The sequence below is a fragment of the Pseudomonas sp. PS02302 genome (assembly GCF_029959585.1).
Classification (GTDB): Bacteria; Pseudomonadota; Gammaproteobacteria; order Pseudomonadales; family Pseudomonadaceae; genus Chryseomonas; species Chryseomonas aestiva.
The window spans coordinates 45,556-68,068 of record NZ_JASCON010000015.1; the positions used below are offsets into that span (position 1 = coordinate 45,556).

Below are 22,513 nucleotides of genomic sequence, written 5' to 3' on the forward strand. Positions count from 1 at the left end.
GCCCGCGAACCTAGAGAATCAGGACTTCGACACGCCGGTTGCGCGGCTCGGATTTGCCGGGACGGGTCGGTACCAGGGGCACGGTATCGCCGAAGAATTCGACATTGATACGCAACTTGGGATCGAGCCGTTGCAGCAGACCGGCGACCTTGCGGGCACGCTGGCCCGAGAGGTCGAGGTTGTAGGAAGGCGCCCCCGAGCCATCCGCATGGCCGAATACCGAAATTTCCGTGGGGATACGCTGCCGCGCCGTTTCCAGCACCTCGGGCAGCAGCGCCTTGGACTGCGGCGTGAGCTCCATGCTGTCGGAGAGGAAGTTGAGAATGTAGGTCTTCGGCGGCGACGGCTGAGCCGCCAGCACCTGTCGATGCTGCTGCTCGAAAAGCGGTTGGGCCACCGTCTGCACAGCGGTCGGCGCCTGCCCTGGTGCGCCCACCGTGACCTCGCCGAAGCCTTGGTCGATGGCCTGGCGACCCGCCGGGCTGGTCACCGAAACGGCGCCGACATGGCCGTCTTCATCGGGCATGAGGATGACCCGCGTCTGCGGCGGCGGCGGGCTGGCACAGCCGCCCAGCAGCAGCGCGGACAACAGCACGCTCAGCAGCAGGCGCCCAGTGGACGCGACCGCGACCACCGCGTTCATTGGGCCTGGACCAGGAAGCGGGTGCCGCGCACGCCGATGGTAGCGGTCGGCGTTTCGATCTTGACCGTGTCGGGAGCGACCTTGCCGATCTTGCCGGACGAGTAGATGGCGGAGCCCTTGGTCAGGTACAGCGAGAAGCCATAGCGACTGCGCTTGGGCTCGAAGAGATAGTCACGCAATTGCACATCGGCGTTGCTGCCCAGAGTGAGCAGGGTGCCGTCGAGAAAGACGATGGCGGCGGTAGCGTCCGGACCGGCCTGCAAGCGATCGGCCACCTCCAGGGTGGTGCCGGCCTGGGCGTCCAGGGTGGCATTCTGGCGCAGTACCTTGACGCTGCCCGAGACGCTCTTGATCAGCGCCACATGCGCCTCTTCCGCGGCCGTGACCGGCGCAGACCCCAGCAATTGCAGCCCGAGCAGCGCCAATGCGAACAGTATTGTCTTCATGCTTTCCTGGTCCCTGGATGGAAGGGCGTGGCCGCCGTGGGGGCGACGGATTGCCGGCAGGACCTCGGATGGCACCTTGAAGCGGCCTGCTGCGCAGCGGTCAGGGCTCCAGACTCGTGAACCCAGTCACCTTCTACCAGATAAACAAGCCAGGCGGCATGCAAAGTAGTACGAATGGCACCTGGCCACTACCCATGCCATCACGCCTCCGCGGGACGAACGGCGTCGGCAGCGGTCTAGTGAGCAATCTTTCCCAGGTTACCTTTCATGCAGATCATTCTGGTCCGTCACGGCAAGCCCGATCTATCCAGCAAGGCCCGCTGCACGCCAAGGGAGATGAAGGATTGGGTCGCGCGCTACCAGAAGGCGCCGGTGCCCGCAGGCCAGGAGCCCGCGGAGACGCGGCGGCTGGCGCAAGAGGCGGGTTATGTGGTGAGCAGTCCCCTGAGTCGCTGCGTGCGCTCGCTCGAGTACCTGCTGGGGCGCCCCGGCAGCCCGGTGGATGACCACTATGCCGAAGCCCACCTGCCCTATCTGGAGCTGGATACGCCGCGACTGCCGGTCAAGGCCTGGCGCCTGCTGTTCAGATCCGCCTGGTTCCTGGGTTTCGCCGCCCATACCGAATCCATCGGCAGCTCGTCGGTGCGCGCTGGCCAGGCGGCCGATCGCCTCATCGAACTGGCCGAACGCCACGGTTCGGTACTGCTGCTGGGGCACGGCATCATGAACGTGCTGATCGCCTGGCAGTTGCGCAAGCGCGGCTGGCGCGGCCCTTTGCACCTGCTGCTCAAGGACTACTGGAAGCCGAGCATCTATCGCAAGGAAAGGCGCTGAGATCGCTCAGCGGTTCGCCCTGGCGCGAGCCTCTTCCAGTTCACGGCGCGCCTCGGCCAGCTTTCGGCTGCGCGCCTGGATCTTCTCGGCGTTGCCCTTGGCCTGGGCGCTGCGCAGATCCCGTTCTCGCTCGGCCACCTCGCGGCTACGGGCCTGGATGACGTCCAGCCGCTGCTGGCGCAGGCCGGCGTCGGTGCAATGCGCCTGCACCGCGGCAAGAGCCCGCCGCAACCCGGCCAGCCGCCCTGCATCGCCTTGCGCCTGCGCCTGGGCGATCTGCCGCTCCAGCGTCAGGCGCTTCGCCGCGCAGCCGCCGTCGGCGGCCACAGCCAGGCCGGGCAGCAACAGGGTGGCCGCGAACAGCACCGTCCTGGTTCGATCTTTCATCGGCATTCCTCCGGGCATTGAACGGCGAGCGCTTCCGGGTCGTTTCGCTCAACCGTCCAGCGACGGCCCGACCAGCGCGGCGAGCTGGTCGTAGACGCCTGGCGCCGCCACCAGCAGGGGATTGCCATTGACCAGGCCGTCGTTGCGCAGGAAGGCATTGTGGCGCCCCCCCGCCTCGCGGATCAGGACCAGGCCCGCCAGGCAGTCCCAGCCATGGATCAGGGTCTCGTAGTAACCGATCAGCCGGCCGGCGGCGACATAGGCGGTCATGAGGGCGCCCGAGCCATTGCGGAAGAATTGCCCTCCCTCGGCCAGCAGACCGGTCACGAACGGCAGGAAGTGTTCCTTGCCGCGTCTGTGGGTGGTACCCAGTCCGGTCAGGCCCTGGCGGATCTCGGTGGCCGCATGGACGCGCAGCGGCTGGTCGTTGACAAAGGCGCCGTGCCCGCGCAGGCCATGGAAGAGCTCATCGTGATTCGGATCCATGATGGCGCCGAGCAAGGGCTCGCCCTCGTGCAGCAGGCCAATGGACACGCACCAGTTGTGCAGGCCGTTGAGAAAGGGCGCGGTGCCGTCGATGGGGTCTATGACCCAGAGGAAGGGCGCGGACAGGTCGGTGGCGCCGCCCTCCTCGCCCAGCAGGCCGTCCTCTGGAAAGCGCTCGCTCAGGCGCTGGCGGATGAGCTCCTCCAGGGTCTTGTCGGCGATGCTCACCACGTCCTGCAGGTCGCTGCCCTTGTGGTCCACCTGCAGCGCACCGCGCCGGCGATAGAAGTCGAGGCCGAGTTGCGCCGCTTCCCGGGCGATGTCCTGGACAGCGCGGTAGCGTTCGGCGATGGCGGGGGCGATAGCGGTCATGGGCGCTCCTGGAACGGGAAAAGGCGTCAGGGTGCCAGTTCCACCGGTGGAAAAGAATAGCCGCGATCCTGCCCGTCAGCGCCATTGCCGCTGACCTTGGCCAGGCCGCGGCCGCGCCCTGGCCAGATTCTGCCGATGGCGACAAAGGTCCGACTAGAAGCCCCTGTTCATGGCTGTGTCATCTCCGCGGCGCAGGCTGTCGGGTATTGGCACTCAGGATGGCGAAATGCAGCGACGGACCGCACCAAATCCGCCCGCCGCCGTCAGAACAGTTGAGTGCTCGTTGTACCGGGAGGACGCCATGACCGCACAAACTTCGCTATTCCACGGCAATGGTCAGCTGCAGCAGTTGCGGCGACTGATTCCCAGACAGCATTTCGAAGGTCTGGAACGCCACCTCGAGTTGCTGTCGCGAGAATTTCCGCTCTTCGACCATCCGCCGTTGAGCATCGATTGCGCCGTTGCCGAAACCCTGGAAAACCTTGGCATTCGTGCCTTCCAGTGGCAGGGCAACTGCGACCTGCCGCAGCGGATGGCCCTGGGCAGCGCCCTGATGGGTGAAGGATTCATCGCCCAGTCCAGCACGCCGGAATACACCCTCTATCTCAATGCGCGAGGCGAAAAGGTGCTGTTGCGGCAGGAGCCCGCGGAAGGCCAGACCCTGGTCAGCCTGGTGTCGGATTGCTCACCGCTTTTCGCCTATCTGGCGGCCAAGCACCGAGAAGCGATACCTGTCGCCTGAGTGGCTCGACCTAGGCCCGCCAAGGGCGTGATCCATGGGCCATCCGGATAACGAACAGGGTCACAAATACGCATTAACGTCAGACTAACCGGGAACCAAATAGGCAGTGGAATGGTAGATTCGCGCTTTGGATCTACCAGGAGCCCCAAGGAATGGGAATTCGTATTCTGGCCAGCGTCATCGTGACCTTCGTCGCCTTCAATGGCGAAGCTGCTTCCCTCCCCGCGCTACCCCCGCTCAAGCTGGCGGACCTCACCCTTCAGGTCCCCCTCGCGAGTAGCGATGCCATCTCTACCCAAACTGACGCCCAACCGCGTGACAGTCGGCAGCCGGCCAATAGCGCCCGCTGGCTGAACGAACATCGGACCTTTGCGCAAGAGCAACGCTGGGTATTCTAGTCCGTTAGATTGATGTCGACGGATGGTTTCCTATTCGTATGCTTTTTGATCCCACCCAGGGAATGAATCGCTTTTTTGCAGGTCCGTCTGGTTCTACGGGCAGCTCAATTCCTCTGCCCTTTCAACCTGCACGCGGAGCCGTCATGAAACGCCTGTCCCTTCTCCTGTTCGCCGCCCTGTCGGCCTGCAGCTCGGCTCCGACCCCGCCTCCGGCCGATCCGTCGCAATTCGGCGGTCGTACCCAGGAACAACTTCGGCAGAGTTTCGGCTCGCCGCAGCGGGTCGCGCAGCTCGATCGCCTGGTGGTCTACGAATATCGCAACCTGCGCGCCCCGGGCAGCGCGACGCCGGTCTATTCCTTCCTCATCGAAAACGAGCGCGTGATCGAATCCACCCCCGGAACCTTGCAGCTTTATCGCGAGGACGGCATCACCAAGGTCAAGGCGGAAAGTCTCTAGGCAGAGCCGCCGGCCGGATCGAACGTCCCACGCAGCCTTGCGAGGATGTGCAAAAAAATACCGATTTTGGTGTCTCCCAGCATTTGTTTCCCAGGCGGCAACGGGCTGTAATCGGTCCGTGGCTTCCGCTGCAAAGGCCGTCACAGCCGGCCGCGTGGTGGGTTACAACAACAAGAAAAGCGTCTGCTGCAGTTGCACAGGACGCGGAGTGCAAGATGAAAACAACACCAAAAGCGCTTTTATTGTCCGCTGTCACCCTCTCTGCAGGCCTGACCTTCTCGCTGGTCCTCCAGGCCGCTGAAACGGTCACCATCGCCACCGTCAACAACAGCGACATGATCCGCATGCAGCGGCTGTCCAAGACCTTCGAAGAACAGCACCCCGACATCAAGCTCAACTGGGTGGTGCTCGAGGAAAACGTGCTGCGCCAGCGCCTGACCACCGACATCGCCACCCAGGGCGGTCAGTTCGACGTCCTGACCATCGGCATGTACGAGACTGGCCTCTGGGGCGCTCAGAACTGGCTGGAGCCCATGAAGGACCTGCCCGCCAACTACGACCTGGACGACCTCTTCCCGTCGGTTCGCGAAGGCCTGTCAGTCAAGGGCACCCTCTATGCGCTGCCCTTCTATGCCGAAAGCTCCATCACCTATTACCGCAAGGACCTGTTCCAGCAGGCTGGGCTGACCATGCCCGCCCAGCCCACCTGGACCCAGATCGCCGAGTTCGCCGGCAAGCTGCACCAGCCGGACAAGGACCAGTACGGTCTCTGCCTGAGAGGCAAGGCCGGCTGGGGCGAGAACATGGCCCTGGTCACCACCATGGCCAACGCCTTCGGCGCGCGCTGGTTCGACGAGAAGTGGCAACCGGAATTCACCGGTCCGGAATGGACCGCGGCGGCCAACTACTACGTCACCAACATGAAGAAGTACGGCCCGCCCGGCGCCTCCAGTAACGGCTTCAACGAGAACCTGGCGCTGTTCAACAGCGGCAAGTGCGCCATCTGGGTCGATGCCAGCGTCGCCGGCTCCTTCACCATGGACAAGAGCCAGAGCAAGGTCGCCGACAGCGTCGGCTTCGCCGGCTCGCCGCGCGAGGTCACCGACAAGGGCTCCTCCTGGTTGTACGCCTGGTCCTTGGGTATCCCGACGTCCTCCAAGCACAAGGATGCCGCCAAGACCTTCGTGACCTGGGCCACCTCCAAGGACTACGCCAAGCTGGTCGCGGACAAGGACGGCATCGCCAACGTGCCGCCGGGTACCCGCAAATCCACCTACAGCCAGGCCTACATGGACGCGGCGCCCTTCGCCAAGGTCTCGCTGGACATGCTGCAGCACGCCGACCCGGCCCATCCCTCGGCCAAGCCGGTGCCCTATGTGGGCATCCAGTACGTGACCATCCCCGAGTTTCAGGCCATCGGCACCTCGGTAGGCAAGCTGTTCGCCGCGGCCCTCACCGGGCAGATGTCGGTCGAGCAGGCCCTGCAGGCGGCGCAGCAGTCCACCGCCCGGGAAATGAAGCGCGCCGGCTATCCCAAGTAGCGCTGGAGCTCTGGGTCCGCACCCCGCGGACCCAGGCCTAGCGGCTTTTCCTGCCTGATCCGTCGCTGGCGTCGCGAGACGCCAGTGCCTCGTCACGGCCCACTGCCTTGCGGAGCATCGCCATGCAGACCTCCACCCTCAAGACGCCCGCCGTCGAAACCCCTGCCGCTCCCGCCCGTCGTCAACGCCGTCGTGCCGGCCCCGGCTGGTTCCTGATCAGTCCTTCGGTGGCTCTGCTGCTGGTGTGGATGCTGGTGCCCCTGGGCATGACCATCTGGTTCTCGCTGATCCGCTACAACCTGCTCTATCCGGGCGAACACGCCTTTGTCGGCCTGGAAAACTTCGAATACTTCGTCACCGATGCCGGCTTCTGGCCCGGCATGAGCAACACCCTGCTGCTGGTGGGCAGCGTGCTGCTGATCAGCGTGGTCTTCGGCGTGCTGATCTCGGCGCTGCTGGAAGCCAGCGAGTTTCTTGGCCGCGGCATCGTCCGCGTCCTGCTGATCTCGCCGTTCTTCATCATGCCCACGGTCAGCGCCCTGATCTGGAAGAACCTGATCTTCCATCCGGTTTCCGGCATTCTCGCCGCGGTCTGGAAACTCTTCGGCGCCACCCCGGTGGACTGGCTGGCCACCCATCCGCTGCTGTCGATCATCCTAATCGTGTCCTGGCAGTGGCTGCCCTTCGCCATTCTCATCCTGATGACCGCCATGCAGTCGCTGGATCAGGAGCAGAAGGAAGCGGCCCGCCTGGACGGCGCCGGGCCGCTCGCCATCTTCTGGCACCTGACCCTGCCGCACCTGGCGCGGCCCATCGCCGTGGTGGTGATGATCGAGACGATCTTCCTGCTGTCGGTGTTCGCCGAGATCTACACCACCACCAGTGGCGGTCCGGGCTTCGCCTCCACCAACCTCGCCTATCTGATCTACAACCAGGCCCTGCTGCAGTTCGACGTCGGCCTGGCCTCCGCCGGCGGCCTGATCGCCGTGCTCATCGCCAACATCGCCGCCATCATCCTGGTGCGGATGCTCGGCAAGAACCTGACCCAACAGTGAGGACCCTGACATGCTGACGCTCAAGCAATCCCGGCGCCTACAGAGCCTGCTGCTGGGCCTGCTCGCCTGGCTGGTGGCCCTGGTGCTGTTCTTCCCGATCTTCTGGATGGTGCTGACCAGCTTCAAGACCGAGATCGACGCCTTCGCCACTCCCCCGCAGTTCTTCTTCACGCCCACGCTGGAGAACTACCTGACCATCCAGGCACGCAGCGACTACTTCCACTTCGCGCTGAACTCGGTGGTGATCTCCTTTGGCGCCACCCTGCTGAGCCTGCTGCTGGCGCTGCCGGCGGCCTATTCCATGGCCTTCCACGAAACCAAGAACACCCAGCGCCTGCTGCTGTGGATGCTGTCCACCAAGATGCTGCCGGCGGTGGGCGTACTGGTGCCCATCTACCTACTGGCCAAGCAGTTCGAACTGCTCGACAGCCGGCTGCTGCTGATCGCCATCTACACCCTGATCAACCTGCCGATCGTGGTCTGGATGGTCTACACCTACTTCAAGGACATCCCCAAGGACATCCTCGAGGCCGCGCGCCTGGATGGCGCCACCACCTACCAGGAAATCGTCCGGGTGCTGCTGCCGATCGCCAAGGGCGGCATCGCCTCGACCATGCTGCTGTCGCTGATCCTCTGCTGGAACGAGGCCTTCTGGTCGCTGAACCTGACCTCGTCCAACGCCGCCCCCCTGACCGCGCTGATCGCCTCCTACTCCAGTCCCCAGGGACTGTTCTGGGCCAAGCTGTCGGCCGTCTCGACGCTGGCCTGCGCACCCATCCTGATCTTTGGCTGGATCAGCCAGAAACAACTCGTCCGCGGCCTGTCGTTCGGCGCGGTGAAATAAGAACAAGAGGACTCCTGTCATGGCCAATCTGAAAATCCGCAGCCTGCGCAAGGGCTTCGACTCGCTGGAAATCATCAAGGGCGTCGACCTCGATATCAACGACCGCGAATTCGTGGTCTTCGTCGGCCCGTCCGGGTGCGGCAAGTCCACCCTGCTGCGCCTCATCGCCGGCCTGGAAGAGGTCAGCAGCGGCACCCTGGAACTGGACGGTCGCGACATCACCGAGGTGTCGCCGGCCAAGCGTGACCTGGCCATGGTGTTCCAGACCTATGCCCTCTATCCGCACATGAGCGTGCGCAAGAATCTGTCCTTCGCCCTCGATCTGGCCAAGATCGACAAGCAGGAAGTGGAGCGCAAGGTCACCGATGCCGCCCGCATCCTCGAACTGACGCCGCTGCTGGAGCGCAAGCCGCGCCAGCTCTCCGGCGGCCAGCGCCAGCGGGTGGCCATCGGCCGCGCCATCGTCCGCCAGCCGAAGATCTTTCTGTTCGACGAACCCCTGTCCAACCTGGACGCCGCCCTGCGCGTGCAGATGCGCCTGGAACTGGCGCGCCTGCACCAGGAATTGCAGGCCACCATGATCTACGTGACCCACGACCAGGTGGAAGCCATGACCCTGGCGACCAAGGTGGTGGTGCTCAACGGCGGCCGCGTCGAACAGGTCGGTTCGCCCCTGGAGCTCTATCACCATCCGGCCAACCTCTTCGTCGCCGGCTTCCTGGGTACGCCGAAGATGGCCTTCTTCAAGGGCAAGGTGGTGGGCACCGACGCCCAGGGCGTGGAAGTGGAGCTGGCAGCCGGTCCGCGTCTGCACCTGCCACGCCGTGGTGACGACCTCGCGATCGGCAGCCCGGTGACCCTGGGCATTCGCCCGGAACACCTGCGCCTGGCCGCCGACGGCCAGCTGCCGGTCATCAGCGACGTGGCCGAACGCCTGGGCAGCGACACCTATTGCCACATGGTCACCGAGGCCGAGGAGCCGCTGACCGTGCGCGTGCCGGGTGACTGCGCCGTCGCCTACGGCGAACGCCAGCGCCTGGCGCTGGACGTCGACTTCTGCCACCTGTTCGACGAACAGGGCCGCGCCGTGGCGCCGCTGCTGCGCAACGCCGCCTGACCCCTCCCCCTTTCCTGCCCCGGCGCCCTGCACGCGCCCGGGGCACCGCCTTGCAGGATCGCCATCGTGAAACTCAATCGCCAGCACCTCGAACAACTTCCCGACTACATCGCCAAGCCCGACTATGCCGCCTGCCAGCTGCGTCAGGGCATCGTCCACATCGGCGTCGGCGGCTTCCACCGCGCGCACCAGGCCATCTACACCGAGGCCCTGCTCAATCAGGGCCGCGACCTGGACTGGAGCATCTGCGGTGTCGGCCTGCGCGCCGAAGACCGCGCCATGCGTGATGCCCTCGCCGGCCAGGACTATCTCTACACCCAGGTGGTGCTGGCCGACGAGCCGGACACCGAGGTGCGCGTCGTCGGCGCCATCAGCGGTATGCTGCTGGCCGAGGACGGCACCCAGACGCTGATCGACAAGCTGGCCCATCCCAGCACCCGTATCGTCTCCCTCACCATCACCGAGGGCGGCTACTGCATGGATGACAGCACCGGCGAATTCAACTTCAAGCTGCCCCAGATCCAGCACGACCTGCAGCATCCGGGCGATCCGCGCAGCGTCTTCGGCTTCCTGCTGGCGGCCCTGGCCAAGCGCCGCGCCGAGGGCACCGGGCCCTTCACCGTGATGTCCTGCGACAACCTTCCGCACAATGGCCAGGTCACCCGCAAGGCCCTGCTGGCTTACGCCGCCCTGGTGGACGAAGAACTGCACGGCTGGATCGCCGAGCACGTCAGCTTCCCCAATGCCATGGTCGATCGCATCACCCCCATGACCAGTACCGCCCATCGCGAGGCGCTGCTGGCCGAACACGGCGTCGAGGACGCCTGGCCGGTGGTCTGCGAGCCCTTCCTGCAGTGGGTGCTGGAAGACAGGTTCGTCGCCGGTCGTCCGGCCTGGGAAGACGTCGGCGTCCAGTTCACCGATGACGTCACCCCCTACGAGGAAATGAAGATCAAGCTGCTCAACGGCAGCCATCTGGCGCTGACCTACCTCGGCTTCCTCAAGGGCTACCGTTTCGTCCACGAGACCATGGCCGATCCGCTATTCGTGCGCTACATCCGCGCCTACATGGACGAGGACGTGACCCCGCAGCTGGCACCGGTGCCCGGCATCGATCTCGACCAGTACAAGGACACCCTGATCGAGCGCTTCTCCAATCGCGCCATCGCCGACCAGCTGGAGCGGGTCTGCTCCGATGGCTCGTCGAAGTTTCCCAAGTTCACCGTGCCGGCCATCAACCGCCTGATCGAAGACGACCAGGCCATGGATCGCGCCGCCCTGGTAGTGGCCGCCTGGGCGGTCTATCTGCGGGGCGTGGACGAGACCGGGGCGACCTATCGCATTCCCGATCCGCGCGCCAACTACTGCGAGGAACTGGTGCAGGATCAGAAGAACCTCACCGAGCGCCTGCTGGGTGCCGAGGAAATCTTCGGTAAGCACATCCCGAAATCCGCGGCCTTCATTGCCGCCTTCGAGCGGCAGCTGTACAACTTGCGTACCCACGGGGTCAGCGCCACCTTGCAGACCCTGCTCGGCGACTAGCCTTGGCAGAAAACTGCCTGCTAAGCGTCGACTTTTCAGACAAGCCCTAACAACAACAAGGAGCGGCCAGGCATGAAGTTTCTCGGGATCGACTGCGGCACCCAGGGCACCAAGGCGGTGATCCTGGATGTCGAGCGCGGGGTGGTACTGGGCGAAGGCAGTGCGCCGCACCCCCTGACCGAGGCCGCCAACGGTCGCCGCGAGCAGAATCCGGCGGACTGGATCCGGGCGCTGGTGGCGGCCACCCGCGCCGCCCTGGCGCAGGCCGGCAGCGACGGCCAGGACATCCTCGGCGTCGGCGTCTCCGGCCAGCAGCATGGTCTGGTACTGCTCGACGACAGCGGCAAGGTCCTGCGTCCGGCCAAGCTCTGGTGCGACACCGAATCCACCCCGGAAAACCAGCGTCTGCTGGACCACCTGGGCGGCGTGGAGGGCTCCATCGAGCGCCTGGGCCTGGCCATCGCACCGGGCTACACCGTCTCCAAACTGCTCTGGACCAAAGAGCAGCACCCGGAGGTGTTCGACCAGATCGCCCAGGTGCTGCTGCCCCACGATTACCTGAACTTCTGGCTGACCGGCCGCGCGGTGGCCGAATACGGCGACGCCTCGGGCACCGGCTATTTCAATGTGCGCACGCGCCAGTATGACTTGGAGCTGCTGCGCCATATCGACCCCAGTGGTCGCCTGGAGCGCGCCCTGCCGGAGTTGATCGAAGCCGATCAGCCGGTCGGGCGGCTGCGGCCGGAGGTCGCCAGCCAACTGGGCATCAACGCCCAGGCACTGGTCTCCAGCGGTGGCGGCGACAACATGATGGGCGCCCTGGGCACCGGCAACAGCCGCGCCGGCCAGATCACCCTGAGCCTGGGCACCTCGGGCACCCTCTATGGGTACTCCGACGAACCTCGTATCAGCGAGCATCCCGCCGTGGCGGGCTTCTGCTCGTCCAACGGTGGCTGGCTGCCACTGATCTGCACCATGAACCTGACCAATGCCAGCGGCCAGATCCGCGAGTTGCTCGCCTTGGATCTTGCCGAATTCACCCGTCTGGTGGCGGAGTCGCCCATCGGCGCGGAGGGAGTGCTGATGCTGCCCTTCCTCAATGGCGAACGGGTGCCGGCGCTGCCGACTGCCACCGCCAGCCTGCATGGCCTCACCGCCACCAACCTCACCCGCGCCAACCTGTGCCGGGCGGTTGTCGAGGGAGTGAGCTTCGCCCTGAGATACGGTTTCGACCTGCTACGCGACCTGGGCATGCCCGGCGACACCCTGAGACTCATCGGCGGCGGCGCCAGGAGCCCGGTGTGGCGCCAGCTGATCGCCGATCTGATGAACACTCCGGTGGTCTGTCCGGTCCACGGCGAAGCCGCGGCCCTGGGTGGCGCGCTGCAGGCCGCCTGGTGCTGGAGTCGCGAACAGGGTCATCCGGAGTCGCTCGACAGCCTCACCGAGCGCTGCGTGCACCTGGACCCGGCCAGCCGTGCCGAACCGGATCCCGCACGGGTCGCCGAGTACGAGGCGGCCTACCAGCGCTATCGGCAGCAGCTGCGTGAGAGCTACGCAATAGCCTAGCGGGCGGAGGGGGTGGAAAACGCCAGACGGTTTTCCACGCTACCCGATAGACAGGCGCTCAGGCCTTGCCGATCGGCACGAAGAGCGCATTCAGCAAGCGGGCGAGGTCCGTAGGTGCCAGGGCCACTTCCAGCCCCCGGCGTCCGGCACTGACATGGATGCTCGGCAACTCCGCCGCGGACCCGTCGATGAAGGTACGCAGTCGCTTCTTCTGTCCCAGCGGACTGATACCGCCGACCAGATAACCGGTGCTGCGCTGGGCCTGGTCGGGCTTGGCCATCTCCAGCTTCTTGACGCCGGCCGCCTGGGCCAGGGCCTTGAGATCCAGGGTTCCGGCGACCGGCACGATGGCCACCAGCAACTCCTGCTTCTCGCTCGCCGCCAACAGGGTCTTGAACACCGTTTCCGGCGCCAGGCCGAGCTTTTCGACGGCTTCCAGGCCGTAGGAGGCCGCCTTGGGATCATGGTGGTAGCTCAGCACCGCGTGGGGCACCTGGGCTTTCTTGAGCAATTCTATCGCCGGGGTCATGCCAGCACTCCTTGGGGATCGGCCACCTCGGCCCGCCCGCGGCCCTGCGCCTTGGCCCGGTAGAGGGCGAAGTCGGCGGCCTGCAGCCAGTGGGCAACGTCATCGTAGGCCCGGTCGAATCCGGCGACGCCGCAGCTCATGCCGACGCGGACGTTCTGGCGATCGCCGGGGCCGCCCGCCTGCATCTCGTGCAAACGCTCCTGCAGCCGTCGAATCAGGTCCAGGGCCCGTTCGGGCGAGGTGTCGGGCAAGAGGATACCGAATTCATCGCCACCAAAACGACCGGCCAGGTCGCTGGTGCGGATGGTCCGGGCCAGCAGGCCGGAAAATTGCCGCAGCATCTCGTCCCCGGCCTGATGACCGAAGCGATCGTTGACCAGCTTGAAGTTGTCCAGGTCGATCATCACCAGGCTGGCCGTGGCGCCACTGCGCTTGCAGCGGGCGAATTCGCGCTGCAGCAGCTGATCCCAGTGGGTGCGGTTATGCAGGCCGGTCATGCCGTCCTGCTTGCTGATCAACTCCAGCTCCTGCTGGCGCCGTGACAGCTGCTGCGCCAGGCGAAAGCTCACCAGGCCCAGGGCCCAGGGGTAGGCGACGATCATCGGCAGGCAGGCATAGATCTGCGCCGTGGAGGTCTCGATGGCGACCGGATGGCGCAGCACCACCAGGCCGACCAGGATACCCGCCAGCTGCGCGAGCAGCCCCCGGCGCCAGAACGCCAGGCCGCCAGCACCGAGCATGTTCATACCGGTCATGGCGAGCAGGGTCACGCTGGGCAGGAGATTGAAGCCCATGCTCGCCGCCCAGAAACCGGCCGAGCCGCAATCCAGCAACAGATTGCCCAGCTCGACGCGATAGGGATCGCGCGCGCGGACGGCGCGCCAGTAGGCGAGCGGCGACCAGCACAGCGCATTGGCCAGCAGCAGCAGCCACAGGCCGATGGACTCCGGCTGGGTAATCTGCACCGAGACGATGCAACTGAGGCTGAGCAACAGACCTATCGCACGGGGTAGCCAGAGCCGCCGGGCAAAACTGCGGCCACGGGTGAGCACATCTGGCATTGACGATCCCCACTGCGACGGACGATGGAAGGTCGCGCATTATCAGTGGATAAGGGCAAAACGCCAGCGACCCGCGACCTGAGCGTCGTTTTTCGAAAGTTGCGACGCGTCTCAACACTACCAGAAGGAAACATCGGGTGACACGCACACCGGACGAACAGCCTTGAACCTCGGCCTGACCGGCCTCATCCAATGGTCAGGCCCGTCAAAAAGAGGAAGCCGCATGCAAGTCCAAGTCAACAGTGATCACAACATCGAAAGCAGTGCCGGTTTGCAGAATTGGGTGGCGTCCGTGGTGGAAGACCGCCTGGATCGTTTCGACGAACTCCTGACCCGCGTCGAGGTGCATCTCAACGACGAAAACGCCGGCAAATCGGGCGCTCAGGACAAGCGGTGCCAGATGGAGGCCCGTATCAAGGGGCACCAGCCGCTCTCGGTAACCCACAAGGCCGATTCCCTCGACCTGGCAGTGGAAGGCGCGGCGGACAAGCTGCTGCGGGCTATTACCCACCTGTCCGGCAAACTGGAGAAGAAGCGTCTTTCCAGCGGCGAACTCAATGACCCCCTGGCCCTGGAGGACTCCGAAGAATTCAAGGACTCCCTGCGGCAGGACGAATTTCTCGAAAGGGAGCAGCTGGCTCACGATCACGAGTTGAAATAGGGCAACCTCTGGTTTCCGTGTTCAACCGAGGCCGCTCCCTGAGCGGCCTCGCTCTTTTCCACCCCGGCACAAGGATGCCTTATGCCCTCGCCCTTTCGCGTCGCCCTGATCGGTTACGGCTTCGTCGGTCAGACCTTCCATGGCCCCCTGCTGGGCTCGATTCCCGGACTCAGCCTGGAGCTGGTGGCGTCACGGGATGCCGCGCGCGTGCAGACCGACCTGCCCGGGGTGCGCGTCACCGCGGACTACCGGGCCGCCGTACAGGATCCGGCCATCGACCTGGTGGTGATCGCCTCGCCCAACCAGACCCATGCGCCCCTCGCCAGTGCCGCCCTGGCCGCCGGCAAGCACGTGGTGGTCGACAAGCCCTTTACCGTTACCCTCGCCGAAGCCCGGCAACTGGCCGCGGAAGCCGAACAGGCCGGCCGGTTGCTGTCGGTGTTCCAGAATCGCCGCTGGGACAGTGATTTTCTCGGGCTGCAGGCGGTACTCGCCAGTGGCGCCCTGGGTGAGCTGACCAGCCTGGAATCGCGCATCGAGCGCTTTCGTCCCGAGGTGCGCACGCGCTGGCGCGAAGCGGCGCTCCCCGGCAGTGGCCTCTGGCTCGACCTCGGCCCCCACCTGCTGGATCAGGCGCTCTGCCTGTTCGGCCTGCCCGAGCGCCTGCAGGCGCAGCTGGTGCGGCAACGCGCCGGTGCCCTCACCGACGACTGGTTCCAGGTGCAACTGGACTACGGTACCCGTCAGGTGACCCTGAGAGCCGGGATGCTGGCCGCTGGCGGCGTGCCGCGCTTTCTCGCCCAGGGTACCGCGGGCAGCTGGATCAAGCAGGGTGCGGATCGCCAGGAAGACGCGCTCAAGGCCGGCGTACGCCCCGGTGGTCCGGACTGGGGCCAGGATCCGGATTCCGGCTGGCTCATCACCGGCGATGGCGAATGCCAGGCATTGCCGACGCCGGCGGGCGATCACCGCCGCTACTACCTCGCCCTGGTCGAGGCCCTCGCCGGGCGCGCTGCCAATCCCGTCCCGCCCGCCCAGGCCTGCGCGCTGATGGCCCTGCTGGAAGCCGCCCAGCGCTCCTCGGCGGAAGGTCGGGCCCTGCTGCCCGAACTCACCGCCGCCGAACGCGCGTCCTACTGACCGGCCACCCACTGCGGACGCCGTCCCGCCAGGCGTTCGCCCAGCTGGCGCAGGGTGCGGGAGAGGCGCCGCTCGATCCATTCGTAGCTCCCCCAGGCCAGCAGCAGGATCACCGGCAGACAGACCGCCAGGGTCTGGTAGGGGCTGAAGCCCCACTGCTGGTGCAGCCAGTAGTCGCCCAGCCAGAGCACGATGACGTGCACCAGGTAGACCGAATAGGACCAGTCGCCCAGCGCCTGGCACAGGCGCGAGCCGGCGAACCAGGGTTCGAGGATCACGCAGGTGCCCACCAGGACCGCACTGGGCACGCCCCAGGTCAGCAGGCGCCAGGGATGGTTGGCCGGAAAGGCCACCAGGCAGGTCAGGGCCGCCAGGGCCGCCGCCAGCGCCAGCGGCCTGGGTCCGCGCAGGGCGCCGCGGCGATAGAGCGCGGCCAGGCTCACGCCCAACAGGAATTCGAAGATGATCGGATTGCGATAGAAGCTGCTGACCAAGGACTCGCGCGCCAGCACCAGGCTGACCAGGATCACCAGCAGGCTGACCACGCCGATGCGCCAGCGCTCGGCCACGCCAAAGGACAGGGCGAACAGCAGGTAGAACAGCATCTCGAAGTTGAGCGTCCAGCCCACCGGCAGGATCGGATAATGGCCGAACCCCGCGGGATTCTCGCTGGGAATGAAGAACAGCGAGAGCAGCAATTCACGGGCGGCGACGCCATAGATGGGCATCACGTCGCTGGCCAGATAGAGGATCAGCGCCGTCACCGCGGTGTACAGCCAATAGGCCGGGACGATGCGGGCGATGCGGTGCCAGAGGAAGGTACTGCGCCTGAGCGATCGGCCCGCGGTGGACAGGTAGATCACGAAGCCGCTGAGCACGAAGAAGATATCGACCCCGACCTGTCCCCGGGTGGAGAGCAGATGGCCGCCGAGGCTGTCGGCGTGGAAATCGAAGAACACCTGCATGAAGTGATGAAAGACCACCAGCCAGGCGGCCAGGGCCCTGAGAGCCTGCAGTGAAACCAGCATTGTAGAACCTTTCCCTCCTCTTCCCGCCAGGCACGACCTAGCGCCGCGCCGTCATTGTGGACGGCATGGGCGGGTCGGGTGTTGCCGGGAAAAGGCTGGATTGCGCCGGATCACAGGCTGAACGGCTCGATGCCCGACCCGTTCAGCGGCAGTTCAGGCGGCGGACCTCATTGCAGGCTGAACCGCCAGGCGCGATGGATCTTAGGATTGCGCGCGAAATCCGGATCCAGGGTGCTGGCGCTGATCTCTTCGACGCGATAACGCTCGGCGAGGCCTGCGTCCAGTTCGAACTTGCGGAAGTTGTTGGAGAAGTACAGCACGCCATTGCGACTCAGGTGGGCCATGGCCGAGTCGATCAGGGCGACCTGATCACGCTGGACGTCGAATACCCCTTCCAGACGCTTGGAGTTAGAGAAGGTCGGCGGATCGACGAAGATCAGATCGTATTCGCCGCGATCGTTTTCCAGCCAGTGCAGCACATCGCCCTGCTCCAGACGATGCCGCTCGGAGAAGCCGTTGAGGGCCAGGTTGCGCCGGGCCCAGTCCAGATAGGTTCGCGACAGGTCGACGCTGGTGGTGCTGCGCGCCCCGCCTACCGCAGCCTGCACCGTGGCGGCTCCGGTGTAGCAGAACAGGTTGAGGAATCTCTTGCCCTGGGCTTCCTGGCGCAGCCGCAGGCGCAGTGGACGGTGATCGAGGAACAGACCGGTATCCAGGTAATCGGTGAGGTTGACCAGCAGCTTGGCACCCGCTTCTTCCACCTGCAGGAACTCACCCTGGGCGGCCTGGCGTTCGTACTGCTTGGTACCACTCTGCCGCTCGCGCCGCTTGACCACCACCCGCGACGGATCGATGTCCAGTGCCTGGGGAATGGCCGCCAGGGCATCGAGCAGGCGCGCCTGAGCCTTTTCCGGATCGATGGAGCGCGGCGGTGCGTATTCCTGCACATGCACTCGATCGCCATAGAGATCCACCGCCACCGCGTACTCGGGCATGTCGGCGTCATAGAGGCGATAGCACTGCACGCCCTGGTTGCGCGCCCACTTGCCGAGCTGCTTGAGATTCTTCTGCAGGCGATTGGCGAACATCTGGCCGCCTTCGCTGAGCTTGGCCGGCTCGGCCGTCTGGTCGGTGGTCGAACGCTCGCCGTTGCGGCTGCCGGTGACGAACTGACGGGTCTCGACCTCGAACATCAGCAGCTTGCAGGGCAAGGCGCCGTTCCAGAAGGCGTATTGCTTGTGGCTGCGGATGCCCATGCGCTTGCCCAGCTCGGGCGCGCCGGTGAAGACCCCCGCGCGCCAGCCCAGGCAGGCCTGACGCAGCCGCTCGCCGAGATTCTGATAGAGGTACAGCAGGCTGGCTTCATCGCCCAGGCGCTCGCCATAGGGCGGGTTGCAGATCACCAGGCCGGTCTGACCCTTGTCCGGACGCGGCTCGAAGCTGGCGACCTCGCCCTGGTAGACCTTGATCCACTCGGACAGCCCGGCCCGCTCGATGTTGTTGCGCGCCGGCTGGATCAGTCGCGGATCGGCTTCGTAGCCACGGATCCAGGTCGGTGCCTTGGCCAGACCGGCGGCGGCTCGCGCCTCAGCCTCCTGACGCAGCTGCTGCCAGAGCGCGGGCACGTGGCCCAGCCAGGCGGAGAAGCCCCAGCGCTCGCGGCGCAGGTTGGGAGCGATGTCCGCCGCCATCAGGCCGGCCTCGACCAGAAAGGTACCCACCCCGCACATGGGGTCGGCCAGCGCGCCGCCGGCCGCGGCCAGGGCCGGCCAGCCGGCGCGGATCAGCACCGCGGCCGCGAGGTTTTCCTTGAGCGGCGCGGCGCCCTGCTGCAGGCGATAGCCACGCTGGTGCAGACTCTGACCGGAAAGATCCAGCGAGAGGATGGCTTGGCCACGCTCCAGGTGCAGGTGGACACGCAGGTCCGGGGCGATCTTGTCGACCGTGGGCCGCAGCCCGGTGCGCTCGCGCAGGCGATCGACGATGGCGTCCTTGACCTTGAGGGCACCGAAATGGGTGTTGTCGATGCCGGCGCCCTGGCCGCTGAAGCCCACCGCCAGGGTACCGTCGGGGGCCAAATGTTCCTCCCATTCCACACCGTGCACGCCCAGGTACAGGCCCTGGGGATCTTCCACCGGGAAACGGGCCAGCACCAGCAGCACCCGGTTGGCCAGGCGCGACCAGAGGCACAGGCGGTAGGCGTCCGCGAGACTCGCCTCGCCGCGCACCGCCGCGGTCTGGCTGCGGGCTTCCTGCAGGCCGAGGCCCTGGGCCTCTTCCAGCAGCAGGGTCTCGAGCCCCTTGGGACAGGTGAGGATGAGTTGTTGCATCGCGGACATCGTTGAATCCATAGGTTAGCGCGAGGAGCTTTCTGCCTTTGGTCGGATTGACCGTTAAGGACAGCGCCTCGCGAGAAGGTTTGACTGCGTCTCAACAAGCCGCAGTGACGGCATTCCAGCGGCGGTTTATCGCCATTTCATTTCGATTTGATTACGGCTTATAGCTAAAAGGTCGTTCCCAGCCAGGGCCCCTTTGGTTAGTAATTGACCACCCGCAGCGCGAAGGTGCGGGGCGGATGTCAGGACGCCGGCTCTGGCATCCAGGCCTGCAACGGGCCATGGACAATCTGCAAGTCAACCTACGAGGGCACTACCCTATGAGAAGACTCAAGCGTGATCCAATGGAACGAGCTTTCCAGCGTGGTTATCAGCACGGCATTGTGGGCAAATCGCGGGACCTCTGCCCCTTCACCCAGGACGCCGTCCGGCAGGCCTGGCTCAATGGCTGGCGTGAGGGCCGTAGCGACCAATGGGACGGCTACGTAGGCACCGCCGGTCTTCAACGCATGAATCAACTTCAAGCCGCAGGCTAATTCGATTTCACTAGCGGAAGCCCTGGGCTTCCACAGCGTTCTGGTTTCTTTCCAGTCAGATCCTCTCCCGGGATCAGGGACCCGGTCCCACGGGGGCTCCCAGCGAGCCCCCCTCCCCTCAGGGACGCGCCGCGGCGATCGCATCCACGGCTTCCCGGATCAACGCCGGTCCGCGATAGATGAAGCCGCTGTAGAGCTGCACCAGACTGGCGCCCGCCGCGATCTTTTCCGCCGCATCTTCCCCGGACAGGATCCCGCCCGCCGCGATGATCGGCAGCCGACCACCCAGCTCAGCGGCCAGCACCCGCACCACATGGGTACTCTTCTCCCGCACCGGAGCACCCGACAGGCCACCGGCCTCGGCGGCATAGGGCAGATTCTCCACCCCTTCCCGGCCCAGGGTGGTGTTGGTGGCGATGATGGCGTCCATCCCGGCATCGCGAATCGCCTGGGCGGTCAGCACGATCTCTTCATCGGTCAGGTCCGGGGCGATCTTGATGGCGATGGGCACCCGCCGACCGTGCTGGAGCGCCAGGTCTTCCTGACGCCGGCGCAGGGCTTCCAGCAGGCTCTTGAGCGCATCGCCGAATTGCAGGCTGCGCAGACCGGGGGTGTTGGGCGAGCTCACGTTCACCGTGATGTAGCTGGCGTGGGCATAGACCCGCTCCAGACCGATCAGGTAGTCGTCCACCGCCCGTTCCACCGGGGTACTGGCGTTCTTGCCGATGTTGATCCCCAGTACGCCCTGGAAGCGGGCAGCCTTGACCCGCTCGATCAGGGCATCCACGCCCGCATTGTTGAAACCCATGCGGTTGATGATGGCGTCGGCCTGCTCCAGGCGGAACAGCCGCGGCTTGGGATTGCCCGGCTGCGGCCGTGGCGTCACGGTACCGATCTCGATGAAGCCGAAGCCCAGACCGGCAAAGCCGTCGATGGCGGCGCCGTTCTTGTCGAGTCCGGCGGCCAGGCCCACCGGATTGGGAAACTCCAGACCCATGACCTGCACCGGCAACCGGCCCGGCCGCCGACCGAGGCCCGTCAGGCCCAGCCGACCCGCGGCGCCGATCAGGTCCAACGCCAGATCGTGCGATCCTTCGGGAGACATTTTGAAAAGCAGAGGACGGAGCGCGTCGTACATGGCGGACTCACAGGCAATTCGGAAAGCGCGCATTATACAGGCTTGCCACCCGCCATACGTCGCTCGCCCCGGACTCGAACGGTCACTCGCACAAAAGATCCTACCTTTCAGGAATCATTCGACGATAACGCGGTCTGTCCCACGCTAGAATCGGCCGTGCAGTTCCTATCCGCCCCGGAGACCCCATGAGCAACAGTGCCAACCTCCTGGGCAGCCCCTGGTCTTCACTGGCCTTGCATCTGCATCCCTCGCTGGCCAGTCGCCGCATCCAGCGTTGCCTGGAACGCCTGGCCGATGCCTTCCTCCCCCTGCCCGCGCCCAGCGCCAGTCTTTGGTGGGATGAAGGCCACCCTTTGCATCTGCTCCTCGGCCTGCCACGCGCCGCGCTGTCCGGTCCGACCCAGGAAATCAAGAGCCGCGCCCATGCCCTGCTCAGCCAGCTGGTGAGCGCCGATACCCAGCAGGTTGCCGCCCTGGACCTGCGCGCCATCGAGGGCCTCTGCCAGCGGCTGGGCGACAGCGCCTCTGACCCGGCGGTGCAGCTGGAAGAACTGGCCGCCCTGCCCGCAGCGCGCGAGCAGGTCCGGATCATCGGCTATCGGGATTTCCAGGCGGCGCTCTATCGCACCCTGCCGAATCTCTCTGCGGAGCAGCCCTTGCGCCTGCGCCAGGCCAATTGGCGGGGTACGCGGCTGTTCCTGGAAAACGAGGCGGCCACCACCCTCGCCCTTGCCAGCATCATCGCCTACGCCCGCATCCGCGGCATCGCGGTGGAAGTGCCGGCGCAGATCCAGTACCTGACCCTGGAGCAGGCGGCCATCGACCGCCTGCAGGAGGCCTTCGCGGTCTATGCCCTACCCAATGCGGTCTGGAATCATCCGGACTTCGTCCAGGTGCTGCTGGGGCTGAAGCTCGACTATGCCCGCCTGCCGCTGCCCGCGCCTGGCCAGGATCTGGAGTGGCTGTTGCTACCCAATGAAGTGGCGAGCACCCGGGTCCTTGCCGAGATTCTCGAACGCCTGGGTGCCGCCGAGGTGATCGGCTATCTGCAGGCGTTCTAGGCAAGCGTCTCAGCAGGCAGCAATCGCAGGCGCGTGACGCTGCCCCGCGGCCAGGAACACCTCAAAGGCCAGGCGCTGACCGGCCAGCATCGCCGGATGCAACTGCGCGTCGCTGCCCGCCTCGTCCAGTCGCTGCAGGAAGCCCGGCCAGGCTCCCGCGGGCGGCACATGCCCCAGATAGGCCCGGGCGTCGCGCACCGCCTCGTCTGGACTTTCGCCGGCATGGCGATCCAGCAGCCGCGATCCTAGCCGCGACCCCTCCAGGACATAGGCCACCCCCCAGCATTCGCCTTCGTCGAGCAGGCGCTCGAAGACGACGGGTTCGGGCCTGTCGGCGGCCAGACGCTGCAGATCCTCCGCCAGCACCCCACGGCGGCGACGCTCCGCCCAGTCCGGCAACAGGCGCTGGATGCCGGAACGTTCCAGCAACTCCTCGAGGCCAATCAGGGCCTGGGCATGGGCCTGGAGAAAGGCGGTGTAATGGGGTCGCGTCTGCAACGCGTAGCGGCCAAAGGTGGCATCGACCTGCTGGTGCAGGGCACCGCCCTCGGCGCGCAACATTTCACGGATGGTGGACACGCAAATACCT

Annotated in this window: 24 protein-coding genes; 14 read left to right on the forward strand and 10 right to left on the reverse strand. The window is 65.7% G+C overall.

The window, feature by feature from the left end; all coding sequences use genetic code 11:
* Positions 1 to 10 precede the first annotated feature (10 nt).
* Complete coding sequence (locus tag QMX82_RS07545) at positions 11 to 643, reverse strand: OmpA family protein (RefSeq protein ID WP_208694550.1); 633 nt, start codon at positions 641 to 643, stop codon at positions 11 to 13.
* Positions 640 to 1,089, reverse strand: a complete 450-nt coding sequence (locus QMX82_RS07550; protein ID WP_208694549.1) for a FecR family protein — start codon at positions 1,087 to 1,089, stop codon at positions 640 to 642. Before QMX82_RS07550 ends, QMX82_RS07545 begins: the two co-directional genes overlap by 4 nt.
* Before the next feature lie 267 nt (positions 1,090 to 1,356).
* Between QMX82_RS07550 and QMX82_RS07555 the strand changes: the two genes are divergently transcribed.
* Positions 1,357 to 1,923: a histidine phosphatase family protein gene (locus QMX82_RS07555; RefSeq protein ID WP_208694548.1), complete on the forward strand. Its 567-nt coding sequence runs from the start codon at positions 1,357 to 1,359 to the stop codon at positions 1,921 to 1,923.
* A gap of 6 nt (positions 1,924 to 1,929) precedes the next feature.
* Here the strand turns inward: QMX82_RS07555 and QMX82_RS07560 are convergent, their stop codons facing one another.
* Together QMX82_RS07560 and QMX82_RS07565 are read right to left on the reverse strand one after the other, a co-directional pair.
* Positions 1,930 to 2,310: a DUF1090 domain-containing protein gene (locus QMX82_RS07560; protein ID WP_261793979.1), complete on the reverse strand. Its 381-nt coding sequence runs from the start codon at positions 2,308 to 2,310 to the stop codon at positions 1,930 to 1,932.
* A gap of 48 nt (positions 2,311 to 2,358) precedes the next feature.
* Positions 2,359 to 3,168 carry an inositol monophosphatase family protein gene (locus QMX82_RS07565; RefSeq protein ID WP_282282029.1) on the reverse strand — a complete coding sequence of 270 codons (810 nt, stop codon included), beginning with the start codon at positions 3,166 to 3,168 and terminating at the stop codon, positions 2,359 to 2,361.
* 301 nt (positions 3,169 to 3,469) lie between these two features.
* Here QMX82_RS07565 and QMX82_RS07570 point away from each other — a divergent pair, with 301 nt between their 5' ends.
* From QMX82_RS07570 to xylB, 9 genes are all read left to right on the forward strand, one after another.
* Positions 3,470 to 3,910, forward strand: a complete 441-nt coding sequence (locus QMX82_RS07570) for a hypothetical protein (protein WP_282282031.1) — start codon at positions 3,470 to 3,472, stop codon at positions 3,908 to 3,910.
* Positions 3,911 to 4,062: 152 nt separating this feature from the next.
* The gene (locus QMX82_RS07575; protein WP_282282033.1) at positions 4,063 to 4,308 is read left to right on the forward strand and encodes a hypothetical protein; all 246 of its coding nucleotides are present in this window, start codon (positions 4,063 to 4,065) and stop codon (positions 4,306 to 4,308) included.
* A 143-nt stretch (positions 4,309 to 4,451) separates the two neighbouring features.
* Positions 4,452 to 4,766: a hypothetical protein gene (locus tag QMX82_RS07580; protein ID WP_158895517.1), complete on the forward strand. Its 315-nt coding sequence runs from the start codon at positions 4,452 to 4,454 to the stop codon at positions 4,764 to 4,766.
* 215 nt (positions 4,767 to 4,981) lie between these two features.
* Entirely contained in the window at positions 4,982 to 6,307 is a 1,326-nt protein-coding gene (locus tag QMX82_RS07585; protein ID WP_282282035.1) for an ABC transporter substrate-binding protein, read from the forward strand.
* Between the two features lie 122 nt (positions 6,308 to 6,429).
* Entirely contained in the window at positions 6,430 to 7,362 is a 933-nt protein-coding gene (locus QMX82_RS07590; RefSeq protein WP_158895521.1) for a carbohydrate ABC transporter permease, read from the forward strand.
* Between the two features lie 10 nt (positions 7,363 to 7,372).
* The gene (locus tag QMX82_RS07595) at positions 7,373 to 8,206 is read left to right on the forward strand and encodes a carbohydrate ABC transporter permease (protein ID WP_208694543.1); all 834 of its coding nucleotides are present in this window, start codon (positions 7,373 to 7,375) and stop codon (positions 8,204 to 8,206) included.
* 19 nt (positions 8,207 to 8,225) lie between these two features.
* A complete protein-coding gene (locus tag QMX82_RS07600) occupies positions 8,226 to 9,323 on the forward strand; it encodes an ABC transporter ATP-binding protein (protein WP_208694542.1) in 1,098 nt (365 codons plus the stop codon).
* A 66-nt stretch (positions 9,324 to 9,389) separates the two neighbouring features.
* Entirely contained in the window at positions 9,390 to 10,865 is a 1,476-nt protein-coding gene (locus QMX82_RS07605; protein WP_282282041.1) for a mannitol dehydrogenase family protein, read from the forward strand.
* A 72-nt stretch (positions 10,866 to 10,937) separates the two neighbouring features.
* Positions 10,938 to 12,434 (forward strand): xylulokinase, encoded by a 1,497-nt coding sequence (gene xylB / locus QMX82_RS07610; protein ID WP_282282043.1) that lies wholly within the window; start codon positions 10,938 to 10,940, stop codon positions 12,432 to 12,434.
* A gap of 58 nt (positions 12,435 to 12,492) precedes the next feature.
* Here xylB and ybaK read toward each other — a convergent pair whose 3' ends face one another.
* Together ybaK and QMX82_RS07620 are read right to left on the reverse strand one after the other, a co-directional pair.
* Positions 12,493 to 12,963, reverse strand: coding sequence for a Cys-tRNA(Pro) deacylase (gene ybaK / locus QMX82_RS07615; RefSeq protein WP_208694540.1), 471 nt, complete (start codon positions 12,961 to 12,963; stop codon positions 12,493 to 12,495).
* Complete coding sequence (locus QMX82_RS07620; RefSeq protein ID WP_282282046.1) at positions 12,960 to 14,024, reverse strand: diguanylate cyclase; 1,065 nt, start codon at positions 14,022 to 14,024, stop codon at positions 12,960 to 12,962. The genes ybaK and QMX82_RS07620 overlap by 4 nt, the downstream gene beginning before the upstream one ends.
* A 223-nt stretch (positions 14,025 to 14,247) precedes the next feature.
* On the opposite strand from QMX82_RS07620, the gene QMX82_RS07625 reads away from it, so the two are divergent.
* Complete coding sequence (locus QMX82_RS07625; RefSeq protein WP_133859703.1) at positions 14,248 to 14,685, forward strand: HPF/RaiA family ribosome-associated protein; 438 nt, start codon at positions 14,248 to 14,250, stop codon at positions 14,683 to 14,685.
* A gap of 81 nt (positions 14,686 to 14,766) precedes the next feature.
* A complete protein-coding gene (locus QMX82_RS07630; RefSeq protein WP_208694538.1) occupies positions 14,767 to 15,825 on the forward strand; it encodes an oxidoreductase in 1,059 nt (352 codons plus the stop codon).
* Here the strand turns inward: QMX82_RS07630 and QMX82_RS07635 are convergent.
* Both QMX82_RS07635 and rlmKL read right to left on the reverse strand, forming a co-directional pair.
* Positions 15,819 to 16,853, reverse strand: a complete 1,035-nt coding sequence (locus QMX82_RS07635; RefSeq protein ID WP_282282048.1) for an acyltransferase family protein — start codon at positions 16,851 to 16,853, stop codon at positions 15,819 to 15,821. The genes QMX82_RS07630 and QMX82_RS07635 overlap by 7 nt on opposite strands.
* 167 nt (positions 16,854 to 17,020) lie before the next feature.
* On the reverse strand, positions 17,021 to 19,192 hold the full coding sequence (gene rlmKL, locus QMX82_RS07640) for a bifunctional 23S rRNA (guanine(2069)-N(7))-methyltransferase RlmK/23S rRNA (guanine(2445)-N(2))-methyltransferase RlmL (RefSeq protein ID WP_282282050.1): 2,172 nt from the start codon (positions 19,190 to 19,192) through the stop codon (positions 17,021 to 17,023).
* Between the two features lie 317 nt (positions 19,193 to 19,509).
* On the opposite strand from rlmKL, the gene rmf reads away from it, so the two are divergent.
* A complete protein-coding gene (rmf, locus tag QMX82_RS07645; RefSeq protein WP_059232223.1) occupies positions 19,510 to 19,725 on the forward strand; it encodes a ribosome modulation factor in 216 nt (71 codons plus the stop codon).
* Between the two features lie 118 nt (positions 19,726 to 19,843).
* Here rmf and QMX82_RS07650 read toward each other — a convergent pair whose 3' ends face one another.
* Positions 19,844 to 20,863, reverse strand: coding sequence for a quinone-dependent dihydroorotate dehydrogenase (locus QMX82_RS07650; RefSeq protein WP_208694535.1), 1,020 nt, complete (start codon positions 20,861 to 20,863; stop codon positions 19,844 to 19,846).
* Positions 20,864 to 21,048: 185 nt separating this feature from the next.
* Here QMX82_RS07650 and QMX82_RS07655 point away from each other — a divergent pair, with 185 nt between their 5' ends.
* Positions 21,049 to 21,924: a hypothetical protein gene (locus QMX82_RS07655; protein WP_282282052.1), complete on the forward strand. Its 876-nt coding sequence runs from the start codon at positions 21,049 to 21,051 to the stop codon at positions 21,922 to 21,924.
* A gap of 9 nt (positions 21,925 to 21,933) precedes the next feature.
* Here QMX82_RS07655 and QMX82_RS07660 read toward each other — a convergent pair whose 3' ends face one another.
* Positions 21,934 to 22,503, reverse strand: coding sequence for a biliverdin-producing heme oxygenase (locus tag QMX82_RS07660; protein WP_208694533.1), 570 nt, complete (start codon positions 22,501 to 22,503; stop codon positions 21,934 to 21,936).
* Positions 22,504 to 22,513 lie beyond the last annotated feature (10 nt).